Source organism: Ornithinibacillus scapharcae TW25, from assembly GCF_000190475.1.
In the GTDB taxonomy this organism is placed as follows: Bacteria; Bacillota; Bacilli; order Bacillales; family Amphibacillaceae; genus Ornithinibacillus; species Ornithinibacillus scapharcae.
Map to the genome: position 1 here is coordinate 1 of NZ_AEWH01000019.1, position 16,644 is coordinate 16,644.

At 35.8% G+C, this 16,644-nt stretch carries 21 protein-coding genes; 3 read left to right on the top strand and 18 right to left on the bottom strand.

Annotated elements, in window-relative coordinates:
- Positions 1-62 precede the first annotated feature (62 nt).
- The 14 genes from G5W_RS0104815 to G5W_RS0104885 form a co-directional block, all read right to left on the bottom strand.
- Entirely contained in the window at positions 63-1,082 is a 1,020-nt protein-coding gene (locus G5W_RS0104815) for a serine hydrolase domain-containing protein (RefSeq protein ID WP_010094676.1), read from the bottom strand.
- A gap of 162 nt (positions 1,083-1,244) precedes the next feature.
- Positions 1,245-2,045: an MBL fold metallo-hydrolase gene (locus tag G5W_RS0104820; RefSeq protein WP_010094677.1), complete on the bottom strand. Its 801-nt coding sequence runs from the start codon at positions 2,043-2,045 to the stop codon at positions 1,245-1,247.
- 108 nt (positions 2,046-2,153) lie between these two features.
- Positions 2,154-2,699, bottom strand: coding sequence for a GNAT family N-acetyltransferase (locus tag G5W_RS0104825; RefSeq protein ID WP_010094678.1), 546 nt, complete (start codon positions 2,697-2,699; stop codon positions 2,154-2,156).
- Between the two features lie 145 nt (positions 2,700-2,844).
- Positions 2,845-3,063, bottom strand: coding sequence for a hypothetical protein (locus G5W_RS0104830; protein WP_010094679.1), 219 nt, complete (start codon positions 3,061-3,063; stop codon positions 2,845-2,847).
- Between the two features lie 353 nt (positions 3,064-3,416).
- Complete coding sequence (locus G5W_RS0104835; RefSeq protein ID WP_010094681.1) at positions 3,417-3,983, bottom strand: DUF6434 domain-containing protein; 567 nt, start codon at positions 3,981-3,983, stop codon at positions 3,417-3,419.
- A 100-nt stretch (positions 3,984-4,083) separates the two neighbouring features.
- Positions 4,084-4,491, bottom strand: a complete 408-nt coding sequence (locus G5W_RS0104840; protein ID WP_010094684.1) for an NUDIX hydrolase — start codon at positions 4,489-4,491, stop codon at positions 4,084-4,086.
- Positions 4,492-4,554: 63 nt separating this feature from the next.
- Positions 4,555-5,076, bottom strand: a complete 522-nt coding sequence (locus tag G5W_RS0104845; RefSeq protein ID WP_010094686.1) for a GrpB family protein — start codon at positions 5,074-5,076, stop codon at positions 4,555-4,557.
- Positions 5,077-5,400: 324 nt separating this feature from the next.
- Positions 5,401-5,814, bottom strand: a complete 414-nt coding sequence (locus G5W_RS0104850) for a RidA family protein (RefSeq protein ID WP_010094687.1) — start codon at positions 5,812-5,814, stop codon at positions 5,401-5,403.
- A 25-nt stretch (positions 5,815-5,839) separates the two neighbouring features.
- Positions 5,840-6,391, bottom strand: a complete 552-nt coding sequence (locus G5W_RS0104855; RefSeq protein ID WP_010094688.1) for a dihydrofolate reductase family protein — start codon at positions 6,389-6,391, stop codon at positions 5,840-5,842.
- 173 nt (positions 6,392-6,564) lie between these two features.
- A complete protein-coding gene (locus G5W_RS0104860) occupies positions 6,565-7,374 on the bottom strand; it encodes an aminoglycoside adenylyltransferase domain-containing protein (RefSeq protein WP_010094689.1) in 810 nt (269 codons plus the stop codon).
- Between the two features lie 105 nt (positions 7,375-7,479).
- Entirely contained in the window at positions 7,480-8,250 is a 771-nt protein-coding gene (locus G5W_RS0104865) for an aminoglycoside phosphotransferase APH(3') (RefSeq protein ID WP_010094690.1), read from the bottom strand.
- The gene (locus G5W_RS23940) at positions 8,243-8,389 is read right to left on the bottom strand and encodes a hypothetical protein (RefSeq protein ID WP_010094692.1); all 147 of its coding nucleotides are present in this window, start codon (positions 8,387-8,389) and stop codon (positions 8,243-8,245) included. The genes G5W_RS0104865 and G5W_RS23940 overlap by 8 nt, the downstream gene beginning before the upstream one ends.
- 17 nt (positions 8,390-8,406) lie before the next feature.
- On the bottom strand, positions 8,407-9,198 hold the full coding sequence (locus G5W_RS0104875; protein ID WP_010094695.1) for a metallophosphoesterase: 792 nt from the start codon (positions 9,196-9,198) through the stop codon (positions 8,407-8,409).
- Positions 9,199-10,055: 857 nt separating this feature from the next.
- Positions 10,056-10,856 carry an HAD family hydrolase gene (locus G5W_RS0104885; RefSeq protein ID WP_010094699.1) on the bottom strand — a complete coding sequence of 267 codons (801 nt, stop codon included), beginning with the start codon at positions 10,854-10,856 and terminating at the stop codon, positions 10,056-10,058.
- Positions 10,857-11,057: 201 nt separating this feature from the next.
- Here G5W_RS0104885 and G5W_RS0104890 point away from each other — a divergent pair, with 201 nt between their 5' ends.
- Positions 11,058-11,783, top strand: a complete 726-nt coding sequence (locus G5W_RS0104890; protein ID WP_029191016.1) for a MurR/RpiR family transcriptional regulator — start codon at positions 11,058-11,060, stop codon at positions 11,781-11,783.
- A gap of 15 nt (positions 11,784-11,798) precedes the next feature.
- Here G5W_RS0104890 and G5W_RS0104895 read toward each other — a convergent pair whose 3' ends face one another.
- The gene (locus G5W_RS0104895; RefSeq protein ID WP_010094703.1) at positions 11,799-12,056 is read right to left on the bottom strand and encodes a hypothetical protein; all 258 of its coding nucleotides are present in this window, start codon (positions 12,054-12,056) and stop codon (positions 11,799-11,801) included.
- A 72-nt stretch (positions 12,057-12,128) separates the two neighbouring features.
- Between G5W_RS0104895 and G5W_RS0104900 the strand changes: the two genes are divergently transcribed.
- Positions 12,129-12,380, top strand: a complete 252-nt coding sequence (locus G5W_RS0104900; protein ID WP_010094705.1) for a hypothetical protein — start codon at positions 12,129-12,131, stop codon at positions 12,378-12,380.
- A gap of 44 nt (positions 12,381-12,424) precedes the next feature.
- Here G5W_RS0104900 and G5W_RS0104905 read toward each other — a convergent pair whose 3' ends face one another.
- Positions 12,425-13,642, bottom strand: coding sequence for an alginate O-acetyltransferase AlgX-related protein (locus G5W_RS0104905; RefSeq protein ID WP_010094707.1), 1,218 nt, complete (start codon positions 13,640-13,642; stop codon positions 12,425-12,427).
- 170 nt (positions 13,643-13,812) lie between these two features.
- On the opposite strand from G5W_RS0104905, the gene G5W_RS0104910 reads away from it, so the two are divergent.
- Positions 13,813-14,178 carry a hypothetical protein gene (locus G5W_RS0104910; protein WP_010094709.1) on the top strand — a complete coding sequence of 122 codons (366 nt, stop codon included), beginning with the start codon at positions 13,813-13,815 and terminating at the stop codon, positions 14,176-14,178.
- 40 nt (positions 14,179-14,218) lie between these two features.
- Here the strand turns inward: G5W_RS0104910 and G5W_RS20460 are convergent, their stop codons facing one another.
- Both G5W_RS20460 and G5W_RS22665 read right to left on the bottom strand, forming a co-directional pair.
- The gene (locus tag G5W_RS20460) at positions 14,219-14,542 is read right to left on the bottom strand and encodes a hypothetical protein (RefSeq protein WP_010094711.1); all 324 of its coding nucleotides are present in this window, start codon (positions 14,540-14,542) and stop codon (positions 14,219-14,221) included.
- Between the two features lie 95 nt (positions 14,543-14,637).
- Positions 14,638-16,122 (bottom strand): S-layer homology domain-containing protein, encoded by a 1,485-nt coding sequence (locus G5W_RS22665; protein ID WP_010094713.1) that lies wholly within the window; start codon positions 16,120-16,122, stop codon positions 14,638-14,640.
- Between the last annotated feature and the right edge of the window lie 522 nt (positions 16,123-16,644).

Genomic DNA, 16,644 nt, shown 5'->3' on the forward strand with positions numbered 1-16,644 from the left:
CCACCTTAAAATTCAATTAATCTATTGGTTAAACATTATAATTATACTCTCATAACGTAGTTTCATTTTTTCAAAATTGAAATTACCAGGTTCCCAAACATTTGAATATCTTTAATATAATCGAAACCTAAGTTCTCGTATGCATTTAAACTATTAGACATTCTAACAGCAACTGCATTATATTCGGGAATAACGGTACAGGAACAACGAGACGCTCCAAGTATTTGATAAGAACCATTTGGTAATTCTGAACCTAATTCATTGTAACTAACAGTCACATCTCTATCTTGAACCCACCATAAAAAACCGAACTTTGGCAGTTGATGGGGTAAGGAATTAGGGTTTTGAATAGAAGTAGTTAGTTCAAATATCTCTTGTGGAAGTATTGATTTACCTTCAAATACTCTTTTGTTTAAATGTAAATTCCCCCAATATGCTAATTCTCTGGCACTTACATATAGATTTCTTTCATCACCTATATTTGAACCTATTCTCAATGTAGGATAGCTCTTAGATAAATCTATATCACAAACTAAATTGTTGCCCCCTTCAGTAACCCATCCAGTGTTTGTCCAATTTAATGGTTTAAACACTCTCTTTGAAAGGATGTCATTTACTGTTTTTCCAGTAGCTTTGTATAAGATTTCCGCCAATATTTCTGGTTTCTTTCCCTCGATATCAGTTCCTAAATCAAAGGTACGATAAACGTTACTATTTTTAAATTTTATACCCGTACACCTTGTTAATAGATGTCTAATTGTTGTCTCTCCAAGAATTTCTTTATTATATTCCTTTAAATAGTCACTTAATCTATCATCCAAGTTTAATATGCCTTCATTTATAGCTATTGCAATTGCGAGTCCAACATAAGTAACTCTAACCGAATAAACATTGAATCTTGAATCATAATTTACCTTTTTTGCCCCTTGCTCAAAATGATGCTCCCCCGAATACCATTCGTGTATTATATTATTATCTTTCATAATAACCACTGCAGAACCTGATGCTTTCGTATCTCTTTGTACTTTTTCAGTATATGTAGTGAGATCTATAAAAGCATCTCTCTTTAAAGCTATTTTCATCTATTATTCCACCCTTTTATTTGGAACAAGTTTTCTTGGTATTCCTCTAATCCGCCTATTTGAGTAGGTACTTTATATATTAGTATTAATATACTAATTTCAACACGAAAGTGCGTTAATCCTTCTTGAATTAACGCATCCTTTAATGCAATAATTTGTTCCTTAAAAACTTTCTTCTTTGGCTAAATTCTTATTATCAAAATGAATGCTTTTCATTCCATCAAAAAAGCGAAACTTATTCCGACATTTACTTTCTAAATCCCCGTTATCATTAATTAGTTGTTGTAAATAATCCTTTGAAAAATTTATTCTATTTAACATCTCCTGTTTTACTTTCGTGGTGGATCCATGACCAGGTATATGATAGTTGATATCGAAATTATTTATAATATACGAAGCTCTTTCTATGGTATTTACATAATCTTTATAGTTACCGAATATAAAAGGAAATTCCACATCAGATAGGTAATCACCTGAGAGGAATATCCCGTACGGTTCAATGACAGTAAATAAACTATCATTTGTATGCCCAGGAGCTTTATAAAAAGTTAAGGATAAGTCCCCTATATTAATACTTTCTCCATTATTAACAATTGGTATATCAACTTCTGGATAAGTAGGAACATAATTTCTTTCTAGGTAGTATCCTTGGTCAAAATCATAAATTTTTTGAACAATTTCTGCGCTATTTGGATTATTCATAAACTCCTCTGAAGCGATTACTTTTGCTTCTGGAAATGCTCCAGAACCTATAATGTGGTCAAAATCACTATGAGTGTAAATGATATACAGATCCTTATTATTCAATTGCTTATCTATGAAGTTCCTAATTTCCTGGATTTCACCAGGTAGCCAATTAGGATCGGTCATGATAATAACCTCATTAGATTGAATTATCGCTGTGGAAGTCATATACAATGAGCTTTGAAAAACAGTAATATTATTCTCTTGAAAATGAAACATAATATCCCCCCTAAAAGTTCAAACCTTAAACCTTTTGTTTGTTAAACAATTCTGCCTCGTTGGCACCAATTAGTTCTAAATCACCCTTTAGCTTAATAATGAAGATACTTAGAAAGGTAAATCATTTAGTCTTATCGGAGTTATTTCCTTGTTCTCCCAATCACTTCTAATGAATGCATAGCAAATAGAATCTGAAATACTACCATCATTATTTTCCCAAGCATTTCGTAAGTATCCTTCTTTTACAAACCCGCATTTATTAAATGTTTTTCTCATCGCTATGTTGTCACTGCGTGTATATGCTTCAATCCTAATTTTCTTATCAGGCAAACCAAAAATATAATTTGTAATCCAATTAACAACTTTTGTTCCAACCCCTCTTCCTCTAACACTATTGTCCAAACGAATGTCAAACGAAGGGATAGTGTCGATTATATCGTGTATAATAATTAATCCAATTTTTCTATTATCAATTTCTATCCAAAAAGTTTCCCTGTCCTCTTGATACCAACCTTTATGGTATGCTTTAACAATTTGCTCGACTGAAGGTTTCGGATCTGGGTGGTATTCCCAATTATTATTTGTCATTAATGCTACTAACTCATTCAACTCATTTGACTCATTTTCCAATTTTACTATGTTAAGTTCGCTCACCATTCTCTCCCCCAAGACACTTATTTTCTAAACTGCCCTTAAATTAATTCAATAAAATGATGCATTTCCTTCTTTTAGGATTGCACCCGTTACTTTAAGTACATTTATTCATAATATCTAAAAACCTATCATTATTTTTGCACTTTTATTTATTCCTTAACTTGTTCAATTCTGGAATACGTTTATAAATATCTGATACCTTATTAACTACCTCTAATTTCACTTTATCCCCACCATTTCCTGTCATTGCAGTATTAACAAATCCATAAATGATTTTTAACAAGGATTTCGCATCCTCTTCTGTAAGATTATTAACAGCATTTAATGTATTATCAAACTCATTAATATCAGTAGTTTCTTTCATTTTAACCCCTCCTCTTAAATATTCTTTCAATATCCTATTCGATTGTCGACAGCTACTTGTTCCACTAACCTGCCCCTTTAGTTTAAGTACTCAATATTCATAATGTTATATTTATTTTAACATATAGAACCAATTCTAAACTCAAAGTCTCTTTAAAAGATAACCCTGATAATTTGTAGGATTTCTACTCACTTTATAGAAACCACAAAAAAACCTCTGTCCTATTTAAAGGAAGAGGGTTTAAAAATGTTGCTATCCACTTTATTGTAAATTTGATATCTATAATGTAAATGTACGAACTATAATGTAAATTCCCAACTATAATGTTACTAGACACTAAAGGAGAAACTAATCTACTTCACAGGTATATACTTATTACTTCCAGGAAGTTTCTTGATTTCATTCCAAGTTTCAATTGCATCTTCACGTCTTTTTCCTTGGTTATTCGGATCAGCAAAATAGTCTTGAATAAATTGGTTATATTCAAACTGTGGTGCAATGTTTTTCTTATAGGAAGGGTCTTTCTTTCGTTCTTCTTCCTCATACCAAGCTTCCACAACATCCCGATATGTTTTTCCGATATTATTTTTAAAATAATTTTGGATATAGGTGGAAAAATGGAATTTCGGGATTATCGTCTTAAAAAATGCTCTGACATGTTGACTACAACGATGGTTTTCTGTAATCACCGTATCAAGGCTTAAATCCATTTGCGGTTCCATCTTTTTCACTTTTGGTCTTCTAATCGGTTTTAAAACCTCTCCAGTTCTTAGAAATAACTCAATACTACTTGAAAGTTCTAGTTTAGAACCAGATGCACTAATTCCATTTTCTCTGCAAAAAGCTTGCAATTCTTCCTTTAACCAATAAAAATCTCTAAAATCTTCTACACTTATATCTTTAGTTAAGTTAGGTCTCAAATCTTTCACCGTCCTATCTTTTCATTATTATAGAACATACGTTCCGGTTATGCAATAATAATCGTAACTGGACGATTGAATGTTCAAACCTATGTTCCTTCTAAAATTCTACAAAAAAAGGATGCTTGCTTTCATCTAAACATAATTCAATTCTTTCTCTAAAGTTCCCAGCCGTAACCATTTCCAATGCTTGCGCTATAGGAAAGAAACCTACTTCTAGGCATTCTAGACTTGTCGTTGGCTCTCCTCCGATTGCTTTTCCTAAAAATAGTGAATTACAAATTGATTTGTCTACATTTTGAAAGATGCCACAGAACTTCGTAATTTCAATATCAATGCCAGATTCCTCTTTCGTTTCGCGAATCGCCGCTTCCATCATTGATTCTCCTTCTTCCACCTGACCACCAGGCATCTCCCAACCTCTTCGCGGACCTTTTATTAATAGAATCTCGTTTTTCTCATTTAACACAATGGCTGCAGCTGAAATAATGTGCTTTGGTATATGCATAGTGTTCTATCTCCTTCATTTCTTCTTGCTATCAGTAGTTAGAAACTCCTATCTGTTCTTAAACTACCCTTTTCGATGATTACTAGAAGACCAATCGAGTGCCCGTTCCTCTAATTCCTTTACAAACTGCTTCTTGGCTATGCTATATTCCATAGTTTCATCAAAACGTTGAGCCAATTCCTCTTTAAATTCACTGTATCTAGCAACCTCTTCAGGATGAGTACGCAAATAATCTCTTAAAATAAGATGACGGTCAATTTCAGAGTTTCCGATTTGATAGAAATGAAGATGATGGGTTCTGTTTTCCCCACCCTTACGAAATAATCTTCTACCCGAGATTCCCCACTCTCCTGCGGCATCATAACCAAGAGAGATCATTTTGCTATTGTAGTTGTCAATCTCTTCAATGTCTTTCACGATACACATCATATCGATTACAGGCTTTGCCTTCATCCCTTTAACAGAAGTACTTCCAAAATGCTCATATCGGATGATTTCGTCTCCAAAAATAGTCGTTAATAGTTTTACTTCTGATTGAAACAGATTAGACCAATGTTCATTGTATTCCGTAAGCCGCACTTTCATATGTTGTATTGCCTCCCAACAACCAGTGAAGTATCCATTTCTTTTCCTTTTATCCATATTAGCATATTATTCCAGTCAGCTGGTTGAAGAATCTGATAATTTTAAAGCAATAATAAATGGAGTGAGTTACTTCCTTTGATCAAAATTAAATGCAGAAAGGCCCTTGACACACTCATAGTGCAAAAGGGCTTTTGTATAGCGCGAACTGTATTTAAGTAGATTGTATCGTTATTTTCTTAGTTTTCTGGTCATAGTGAAACTTGATATTGCCTTTCTTCTAGATGGAGGGAGAAATCTAATCTACGTCCTTTTCCAATATGTTAATCATTCACCCTTCGAAACAACAGCCACTACTGCTTCCAATTCAACCAATTGGTTACTGTATCCTAACACCGTCACTCCAGATAAAGTACTTGGTACATCATGCTCACCAAATTCCTCTCGAATCGCATTCCATGCAGTAACTAAATCCTGCTGCTTGCTTGAAGCTACCAAAACCCGTGTATAGGCTATATTCTCAAGATTAGCCCCACATTCCTTCAATGCTACTTTTAGGTTCGTTACACAAAGCTTTGCTTGTGCCGCATAATCGTTTAATAATTCAACAACTCCATCCTGATTAAGTGGACACGCCCCTGCCATAAATAAAATATCCATTCCAGCTGGAACATGTGATGCGTATGCATAGTCAACAGATGGTAGTGATTTAGAATGGATTAGGGATACTTTATGCTTCATAGAGAATACCTTCCTTATTCTATTATTAACTATTATCAGTGTGATAGATTAACTGCACAACACCAGAAGAAAATGCTCTAGTATTTACTAATTTTAGGTTCAATCGTTGACTAATATCCATAAATAACGGCTTTCCTTCTCCTAAAACGACAGGATGGACAGACAATCGGTATTCATCAATAAGCCCTTGCTTAATAAATGTAGTAATTAGGCTCGCGCCACCATATAACCAAATATCTTTTCCTGGTAACGCCTTTATTTTTGCTACTTCTGCACGAATATTATCTTTTATATATGTCACTCCATGATTCGTACCTGTTTGCGTTTTTGAGAATACATATTTCTTTTTACTATGAACGAGCTTCCACATTTCCCTTTCCGTGTCACTCGCATCATTCTCAGGAATATATTCACCCCACATGTCATAGCTCTTTCGCCCATAAAAAATGGTATCAATCTGATGCAGGAAAGCGTTGAAATCCATCTCAGGATCCATAATGCACCAATCTATCTCACCATTTTTCCCTTCAATAAAACCATCTAAGGTAACTGCTAAATCGAGTATTATTCTTCTCATGAATTCCACTCCTTAATAGTTATAAATACCTTTTTTAAGTATGCTAACTTTGGAGAATGTAGGTTTAATTTATGTGGGACTATGTTTTCCCACGAAGGGACGATATCTCAAGTAAGGAGGACTATATTTCTCCATGCAGGGTCTATATCCCACCCCCGAGGAACTATATCCCTCTAATTACACTCCCTAATTAAATACTTAGAAAAGCGTATTACATCATGGATTCGTTCCGCTTCCGAATCATAATATCGAACAATTACACCTTTCCTTATATTGATTGCTTCGGTTATAATCGGATGCCACTCGGCAGGGACTACTTCTAGCCCATACTTCCCAGCATCTAATTTTGAAATGATTCCTTTTTCCCTTAGCGTGTAGAACTGCCGTAGTAATCCTAGAACGGTCCATTCTACTTCTTCGTCAATCTGTTCAGAAGAAAGCGCAACTATGCTATCTGCCGTATTTTCAACCGTTTGTAATCTGTTTGCCCAATAGGTATTCATATTGGTAAGGACATAGGAATACAGATCTTGTTCTGTTACCCCATAGTCGAAGCTAGCTGGATCCTGCCCTACTATGGATATCCCGCCATTCTTTAATGTCCACCATGTCACAGGGTTAAAATTAAAATAATGACCAAATTGAAGTTCTCCATCGTTATAGAAGGCATACGCTTCATTTAGGTCGCTTTTCTCCCGATAAAGCTTCCCCATATCCTTCCATTGGATATATACGCCATCCATCTCTGGCTTTTCATAGGTAAGCTCTAACGTATGATGAACCTTTAATAAGGCTTCAGAATCATCGGTTGTTAATGGACGACTTGTAACCGTAATAAAGTCAATATCACTAGAACCATCCACATACGCATCAAGCGCAATCGATCCATGTACATATAATCCTTCCAATGTACCAGGCAAATGTTCGTTCATTAGATTCATATAATCGGTTAAAACTTTCTCGACTTCCTTTGGAATATCCAAGCTAATCCCCCTGTCTAATCTATAAAAATATCACAGTACTCGTACCTCTCGAATGTACTAGTTCCACTAATATAGACGAAAAAAAGCGCTAAACAATTCATTTACCTAGAAAAATTCATAAAGCCCCTCATCAAAATACGTATACTCTTCCTTCGATACCCGATAACGCTTATACCCTTCATAGAAAGCTGCCAATCCCTCAGGCTTTTCTATCCATCGTCCAATCGCTAAAGACTCATCATAGCGCGGGTCGCCAACTGTCATCGCAGCAACATCGATAAATAATCGCACCTCTCCACCGATTACTAGAACATTGTCCGGTGTGCAATCCCCATGGATGATAGTTTGTTTTACCGGAAGTGGTTTACGCGACTTCAGTATCTGTAATAGTTCCATGCTACCTTCTGTTTTCCCCTGTACTACATATTTTTCTGCTGTTGCTAATTGGCGGTCCAACCAATCCTCTCGCTCATTCAAAGAATCTATAACATCTGTTTCGTGAAGTCTTTGAAGCAGCTTACCGAAGCTCGTCATTAACGCTGTTCTCTCCGCTTCGTTACCAGCTTGCTCTAGAGCAGTGGTGAGCGTAATCCCTTCCTCAAATGACATAACCAAATGACTTGCTTCCTGCTCCTCCACAAACCCAACATATTGAGGAACAGGAATCTTTTGATTACCTTTTAATTTTTGCAGTACCATAGCCTCATTACGAAGCCATTCCCTATATCGATCATCATAGGAACTCTTCAACAAATAACTTGCACTACATGTCGTGATTTTCCGCACCTTTGAAGTACACCCTTGGTTCTTTAATTGATGAATATCTGTAATTTGCCCGATCAGTGTCTCGAGCTTATTTCTCAATTCATTATTCATGTTCACTCTTCTCCGCTAACACTTCACGCAGCTTCTTAATTTCTTCTGTTTGATTTAAGATGTTATTATTCATTTTTCGGATTGCATCATAGATAGCAAAAAGCCCGAAAAAAATCGCGATTGCAAATATTTCTGTCATATTTCTTCCCCCATTGTTTACTTCACTTTAAAAATTGCTATTTCTGGATTACTATTCACCCGTAAAGGAATTCTAACGGTTCCAATGCCTGTTGTGATATAAAAGTATTGTTTGTCTTTTAACTTTTTGAGTCCCACATGGAAATGCTTGTAGGGACCTATCATTTTATTAAATAATTGAATTTGTCCCCCGTGTGTATGCCCTGCCAGCAACAAATTAAAATCTAAACCATTCTCCGTGACGTAGGAGATGATACTTGGCGAATGGGCTAAATAACACGTGAAATCGGAATCCCCATTCTCTTCACTGAGATTTTGTTCATTTCCATAGAAAGAGTTATCAAATCCATAAACATACAGCGAGACACCATTTATGGTAACCTTTTGCCCCTCGTTTTCCAGTATTGTCATATGCTTGCTCAACTGGTTAGTCCTTTTCTGAAATTCATCAGCCGTGTAAAGATGTTTCTTGAAATTCCGCCTATATTCCCTTTCATAATTGCCATGCACAAAATACGTCGGAATACCTCTTTCTTGAATAACCATTAATTCTTGAATAATTGAATTTACTTGTCTCGGAGTCGTGGTCAAATCACCAGTTATAAATATCACATCAGGATTCACCTCAATAATTAGCGAGGATAATTTTCCATTTAAAAATCTCGTTCTACCATGAATATCAGATAGATGCATAATCGTAATTTCACTCGGAAGGTTACATATTAATGAATATACTGATTTTCTAATAAAATTCGTATTTAACATAAGGATAAAAAGAACCGTCAATATGCAAACAAGTATGTATAACATCGAAGCATCCATCCAATTAATAAATTTAATCTAAAACAAATTCTACCATATTATCCTACAGAGTTATCACAAATATCTGAATAGCCTTCAAAAATATGGAGATTAACGAAGGAAGTATATCTCCTTATATCGAAAAAAGGAACTAATAATGGAGGGAGACTATTCCTTATAAAAATACATTTGTTTAGCAATATAACCCTTTCCCTCTATTTTTGTTTTAATTTGATGTTTAGTATTGTCATCTACGTCCTGATTAGTCCAAATACCGATTTCAAGCTCTTTATTAGTGTCGCTGATTAATTCTACATTAAATTTTATATAACCGGGTAACCCTTCGTTTAATATGCTTTCAACATCATTCTTTGCCTCGTCAACCGTAATTTCAAATTGATATCCATCATTTATTTCCTTATTTATATTGTCTTCCCCAACATAGAAGTTTAAATCAGGTTTACCCTTTTCATATGCATTCGCATGATAGGCGTTATGGAAACATATCGTAGGATATTTCGGAGATAATAAAATCCTTTTGGTATGTATCTTCTAAGTAAGTTTCAAAGAGTCTCTTATGTTTGCTCATATTCCAAGGTGTTCCATAATGAAAATAAAATATAGCGCAGCACATTATTACCAGAAATATAATTAAAAATATAATTCTTTTAATGGCTGACATATTAATTCTCCCCCCTTGTATTAATTCAACTATACTCCCAATTATTAGTAAAATAAATAAATTCCCGTAATTTCATCTAACCTATGGAATTATAAAAAAAGCCTTAGTTGAACTGCTCCTCTCCCATAAGTCATTTTCAGGGGAACGGCACAACTAAGGCAAATTATTCCTTTATAATTACCATTTATTTCTGTAAGGATAATACATCCCTTATCGTCTTCATCACCGCATCCTCATGGTTGGAGCGAGTAATATAATTAGCTACATCCTTGACTGCATCTACAGCATTTCTCATTGCAAAACTATACTTACCACGAACCATTAGCTCAATATCATTATACCCATCACCGAAAACCATCGTTTCTTCAGGTGTCACATTTAACATACGCTGTAACGCTTCAACTGTTGTTCCCTTGTGGACATTAGCATTGGCGATATCAATCCATGCAGCTTCAGAAGCAACAATATACGCTGACTCAAAGAATGGTGACAATTTTTCCCTAGTTTCCATACAACGTAAATGCGGATCATGAATAGTAATCTTTACAAAGTCATCGGTTATCTCATGAAAATGAGATACTTTTTTGATTTGTGCATAAGAACCTCTCACAATTGCCTCTTCTTCACTGGATAGGGTGTCCTTAATGACAGCACCTTCACGCGTACAAGCAATTACCGTATGTTCTAGGCTGATTTCTTCAAGCAATTGAATGATTTCTAAGCCTAATTTATTACTTAGCAATGATTCATAAACGAATTCACCATGATGCTTAATTCTCGTTGCACTATCACCTAAAATCCAAAAATCAGCAGCATCATCTCCAAATAGTTCTTCTACTCGTTCACACTGCTTACCAGTTACAGGTGCAAAAACAACATTTTTATCTTGCATCAACTGTTTGACTTCCTGAAACAATTCTCTATTATAGTCACCATGGTTATTTAAAAATGTTCCATCCATATCAGATAATACTAGTTTTATCATTAGAATTCCTCCAATGTTCATCATTTCATTACGCTATATTAATAGTCTACCGTTTTGCAGGAAGTTAGAAAATAACTTCTAAAAAACTAGTTTTCCGATACAAGTTTAGTCACCTGTGACAAGAATGTAACAAGATGTAACTTATAAGTTTTTATGTTACATTAAAAATAGTACACGAAACAAAAGGAGAAGATTCCGATGTTGTTTTCAAATGAAGTGATTCGATTTTTCAATGAATTAGAAATCTCCATTTACAATTACGTCGTAAAAAATGCCGATAAGGTCATCTATATGCGAATACGAGAATTAGCAGATGAAACCCATGTTTCCACAGCGACTATTTTACGTTTTTGCAAGAAGCTCCATTGTGAAGGTTTTTCTGAGTTTAAGGTTAAGTTAAAGATGCACATAAACGAGAACAATCAGAAACCTGTTATAAACAGTACACAATATGCTCTCGCTGACTTTTTTGAACGAACACTTCGAGGTGATTTGGATGAAAAAATCAAAGAAGCAGCTCTCCAGGTTTCCAATGCAGATAATGTTATTTTTTTCGGTATCGGTAGTTCTGGTATTTTAGCCGAATACGGGGCACGATATTTTTCAAGTCTTGGGAAATTCTCGATGTACATTAAAGATCCCTTATTCCCGATTCAATCCAAACTCATGGTAAATAGCGTAACCATCGCACTATCCGTAACTGGAGAAAATTCATTTACTGTAACACATTTAAACCAATTAAAACAAAAAGGAAGCAAGATTATCAGCATTACCAATAATAAGTTATCAACTATTGCAAGAATTTCCGATATTAATATACCTTATTTTGTGACAGAGGAGTTCAGCGAGGAAGCGAATATTACGACTCAAGTACCAGTTGTTTATATACTAGAGTCAATGGGAAGAGAAATACATAAACTGGGGTAAATATCCCCCAGTTTACTAGTTTTTCTTCCGTATCACGAAAATCGTTAATATAATATTGAACAGTACAAAATAAATCCAAGATCCAACGTAAATAATATAAGCAAAAGTAGCGCCACCCGCCAATGAAAGTAGAATGGTCATGAAATACATAAATCCGACACCAAATATTATCGCGATAATATTTAGAACGATAATAATGCTTTTCCAAAGCTTTCTTTTCACAAGGTCTTTCTTCACTAGAAAAATAATATTGGCGATATATAAAGCTAACATTAGTATAAACGCCTGTAAAAATGCGATAATAATCCTCTCCTCTCATACTTTTTAATCTCTGGAGGTATTCCTATGAAGAAATCTAGTATTATTTTTATTCTATTATCTATTCTCTCTTTAGCAGTTGCTGCATATAACTTTGTTGTTAGAACCGGCTATTGGGGCACTCCAATATTGTTATCAATAATCTTCTATGTGATTGCAATTTTGTTCAATTTCAAATACCATAAGATTTTTCTGTTTATGGGAGTTATTTATTTACTCATAGGGTTATTTCTTCTCTTATTTTTCTTGATAGCTATCGGAAATGTGTTAGGACCTTAAGGAATAATGCCTCATGAACGGGATTGCCCATTCATGAGGTTGAATTATTTCGGGGCCTCACCAAAGTCATATAAATAATCCAGTGTCCGTCCATCACTATACAGAAAAGCAACGATATCAAAATCATGCTGTTCAATAAACTCATAAAGATTTCGATCCTTATTATGGCGTACATCGTAATAGGTTGTTTGATAGAAATTATCAGCAACTAACGGCAAGAGTGGGTTGGCATAGGAATCTTTCAGGAATAATACCTTTGTCCCTGCCTTTTCTTTCGCTGGGTTTATAATATGAATCTCATTAAAATCAGAGACATACACATCTGAATAGGTTACAGTTTCCTTGTCAGTCTCCACCGCATTTCCATAGATATAGGAGAATTCACGTAGATTCTCTTCCCCCATTCCTTTTAGGTAAACAGTCCAGTCTGACATATTAGAGTCAGTGGGTATTGCATAACACATTTCCTCACTAGCAGAATCGATATAATTATAAAGCTGTCTATTATAACTACCGAGGAAATTCCGATCCGTTAATGGACATTCTAAATTATACGCTTCTCGCTGGAAGGGTGTGTCTGGGAACTTTTCCGATAACTGGTGAAAGCTATTCCGGATGACCTCATAACCAGCAAGTGCACCATCCATATCCCAGTGGTGGTCAGTTCGGAAGTAGAAGTTATCATAATCGTCTTGTGTCCATTTCCCTTGCCATTCTTTCTCTATATCGACAAGCTTGAGGTGCTCATCCGGAAATAAGGAAAGCAGCAGTTGCTTATCTGCTTGTCCAACACTTTCCTCAACCCAAAATGGATACTGAATATCTAGCATATATCTTCGATCAGGTAAAGAAAAATAAAACAGCTCCATCCCACGTTCCTTTGTAAATTCATTCAACTCATTCACTTTTTCAGCAGCATTTCGTATGGCTTTCTCATCCACTTCTGTAAAAGGCTCTGGGTAGACCCAGTCATCTACAATATAGTAACCATTAATAAAGGTTTGATTAGTTAAAATTTGATAATCCATATATCCTTCTATCCACGTATCACGTAAAAAGAATTGATCGGTTATATAATTTTCAAATTGTGTCATATATTCGCCATTCACAATATTTCCCGGATCAAGCACAGGTCGCTGGGCTAGTGTGCGATTTTCCACTTCGGAGATCTCCTTATCGGGGTGAAGCCAAATCATCAAACCGAATCCAAAAATAAATCCGATAAAAAGCACCGTAATTATTATATTATTCAGGGTTTTCACCAAAACATCCCCTTATTCTCCCTATTTCTACAAACTAATTCTAAGGAATAATAACCAATTTAGCAAGGACAAGAAATACAGATACCACTATGAGCAAATTCGTGGAAATCCACCGAAAATTATAATAATATGACAGATGTCGATTATAGCCGAAAAAAGGGGATAACGTGATGCAACTAGATGAAATTATTCAAAAAGTAAATACCTCCTCTGAAAATCTTGAATTCGGGATTACAAGAAGGTATGTTGAGAACAATTATGAACTACTAAGTGAAAACAAACATCTTCTAAACACTAATGCCAGAGAAATTCTGAACTTTGTTCTGGAACGGATTGAATCTGGTTTTCCACCACTTACTCGCCCAGAAATGGCCACCATCAACTCAATCAATAATTATGCAAAACAATTTAATTTAAGAGGGGTCAAGCTTGCAATTAAGGGCAACCCTAAGCTATTTATCCGCCCAGAAATTCAAAGTTATTTGAACCAAGATGCTAAAGCCGTTTTGGAAGGTATGGGAGTACTTGAGAAATAAAAAAAGGGGATGACATGTCCCCCATTCGTTTTTATATGGATTACTGCACGTCATCCTTTGTCCTATGAACTACTTGATCATAGGTGTCATGATAGAACACATAGAGTTCATCTCCACTACTAAGTCTTACTCTAGCTGCATACTCAAAATCCGTATAATTCCCCATATTATCATAAAGCACATCATAAATTTCGTAATCTTCTTTTTCAAATTTTTCTTCCATATATTCTTTCGCCTGTGCGATTACTTTTTCTTCTTCCTTCTTATCAGGCTTCATACCCATATTAAATAATATAATAACCGTGGCGACTCCTACTAGTAGTAACGCCATCATACCTAGTATAATTTTAACAATTTTTTTCAAGACAACTCTCCTTTCTATTGGTGAGCCTTTGTCCATAAAATAGGAGCAGCCTTTCCATTCTACTATGAAAGACTGCCCTTATTATGATTATAATTTTATTTTAATCTGTAACTTTCATCCATTGCTCTTGTCATAAAGACAGCAAATTGATCACGGCTAACAGTTTTAAGCGGTTCAAACTTCAGACCTCCGGCACCACCAGTACCGTTTGTAATTCCAGCTTCATAAAGATTTGCAACAGCATCCTCATACCAACCTGAGCCTGCATCTGCACGCACATCATCAAATGGATGACTGGAAGACGCTTGAGGGAAATCATAAATCCTTTGAAGCACTACAGCCATCTCACGTCTAGTGAAGGTTGCATCTGGATTAAATTTCCCATCTGCTGCCCCTTCAAAATACCCTTCGTCAACTGCAGCTGCAATTTCTTTATAATATTTATGCCTTTTCGGAACATCACTAAAGTGAATATCTGGTCTATTTTCCAAGGAAAGATTATTAGCACGAACAACCATTAACACCACTTGCCATCTATTCAACTTGGAGCTAAGGCCAAAATTGCCACCTGGGACGCCATTAATGATGCCCCGATCATGTAAATAATAAATATGATCAACGGCATAATGGTTCTTCGGTAAATCTTTAAACCAAGTTTTTAAATAACTTGATGCTACATAACCTTTTGTCCCATCACTACGTTTGACAGGATACCATACGAACTGATTTTTATTACTAGGATTTTCGTCATATACAAATGGACCTGTAATAGTAAGGATTTCACCTTTTGTTAAGGTATGGCTGTTACTAGTAGTAGTCGGTCTTTCCCTAAGACGAACTGCAGTCGTAACAGAAACTTTATCCCCATTAACAAATTCATGCTTTGTCTTCGTGAATGGTAAAACAAAATGATAATCCATCGTGTTAAAAACAATATTGGCATCACTGTTGCTGTCATAACTGAAATCACTAACCTTAAATGGCAGCTGTTCTAATTGAATGAAGCCCAGGTCAGCAATATTTTGGATAACCTTTTCTTGATAAGCACCCACATTTCGCTTACCAGTGGACTGAACAATTGGGCTATTGACAGGCTTTGTTCCATTATAAGCCATCATCGCAAAGTACCAATGCTCTAATACATCCCTATCCTTGGAATTAATAACTGGTAAATCAGTACGGTCAAACATCTGATCCAGTATCTCCACACCTGCACGGATATTATAAACGATATCGTCCTGCAGCTGCTGTTCATCATAAGCAGATTGATTCGTAATCTGCATGATCCCTATTCCATTATCATCTGAAATGATAACTTCCCCGGTTTCATCATAATGTTTCCAACCAGTTTCTTCCTCCGCAATGGCCTTAACAATCTCAGGTGGAACATCATAAGCAAGAGCCATTTCCGTTAACAAACAATTAATCGTGCTATACCCTGGATTCCCATTTGATTCTGACTGAAAATCACATGTTGTAGCCACTTGTTCTTCCACATCTGCATATGTTACATGGTTTGGCAACAGCATTATAACTAACGTTGCCGCCATAGCAGCCAAACTAAACTTCAAATGTCTCATATTTCTCCTCCCCAAAAATATCAATCTTTCTCCATGATAACATGAATAGAATAAATGATTAATAGATTGTTAGAAAAATGATTGAAAGTTTTGGCGAATTAGGGGCTGGTTGCGCCGGAGTGGGGCTGGTTGCGCCGGGAGTGGAGGCTGGTTGCGCCGGAGTGGAGGCTGGTTGCGCGAGCTTTTCATTTTCTAACGCGGGAGATTTATTTTCTCACGCCACTTTATGGAGGTCTCGCGCGGTCAGCTGTAATTCGCGCGACTATTTCTATCTCTCGCGTGGGTTTTCTTGGTATCCGCGCTACTCTTCATACACCTCGCGCGAATTCTTATGTTGCACGCGTGAATTTGTAATTTCTGAACTTAATACGGAGCACTCGCGCTACCGGGTATCTTTCTCGCGCGAACCTTTCCTTTTCTGACGCGGGAGAGCTATTTTTCACGCCTATTTACCGAGTTCTCGCTCGGCGAGCTGTACTTCGCGCGACTACTTCTATCTCTCGCGTGAGTTTTCTTGGTGCC

Excerpts from the sequence above, each read along its gene's own strand:
- G5W_RS22665 (WP_010094713.1), bottom strand. The coding sequence starts at position 16,122 with ATGAGACATTTGAAGTTTAGTTTGGCTGCTATGGCGGCAACGTTAGTT.
- G5W_RS0104875 (WP_010094695.1), bottom strand. The coding sequence starts at position 9,198 with ATGTTATACATACTTGTTTGCATATTGACGGTTCTTTTTATCCTTATG.
- G5W_RS0104820 (WP_010094677.1), bottom strand. The coding sequence starts at position 2,045 with ATGTTTCATTTTCAAGAGAATAATATTACTGTTTTTCAAAGCTCATTG.
- G5W_RS0104900 (WP_010094705.1), top strand. The coding sequence starts at position 12,129 with ATGAAGAAATCTAGTATTATTTTTATTCTATTATCTATTCTCTCTTTA.
- G5W_RS0104910 (WP_010094709.1), top strand. The coding sequence starts at position 13,813 with ATGCAACTAGATGAAATTATTCAAAAAGTAAATACCTCCTCTGAAAAT.
- G5W_RS0104840 (WP_010094684.1), bottom strand. The coding sequence starts at position 4,491 with ATGCATATACCAAAGCACATTATTTCAGCTGCAGCCATTGTGTTAAAT.
- G5W_RS0104845 (WP_010094686.1), bottom strand. The coding sequence starts at position 5,076 with ATGAAAGTGCGGCTTACGGAATACAATGAACATTGGTCTAATCTGTTT.
- G5W_RS0104850 (WP_010094687.1), bottom strand. The coding sequence starts at position 5,814 with ATGAAGCATAAAGTATCCCTAATCCATTCTAAATCACTACCATCTGTT.
- G5W_RS0104855 (WP_010094688.1), bottom strand. The coding sequence starts at position 6,391 with ATGAGAAGAATAATACTCGATTTAGCAGTTACCTTAGATGGTTTTATT.
- G5W_RS0104815 (WP_010094676.1), bottom strand. The coding sequence starts at position 1,082 with ATGAAAATAGCTTTAAAGAGAGATGCTTTTATAGATCTCACTACATAT.
- G5W_RS0104865 (WP_010094690.1), bottom strand. The coding sequence starts at position 8,250 with ATGAATAATGAATTGAGAAATAAGCTCGAGACACTGATCGGGCAAATT.
- G5W_RS0104885 (WP_010094699.1), bottom strand. The coding sequence starts at position 10,856 with ATGATAAAACTAGTATTATCTGATATGGATGGAACATTTTTAAATAAC.
- G5W_RS0104830 (WP_010094679.1), bottom strand. The coding sequence starts at position 3,063 with ATGAAAGAAACTACTGATATTAATGAGTTTGATAATACATTAAATGCT.
- G5W_RS0104895 (WP_010094703.1), bottom strand. The coding sequence starts at position 12,056 with ATGTTAGCTTTATATATCGCCAATATTATTTTTCTAGTGAAGAAAGAC.
- G5W_RS23940 (WP_010094692.1), bottom strand. The coding sequence starts at position 8,389 with ATGACAGAAATATTTGCAATCGCGATTTTTTTCGGGCTTTTTGCTATC.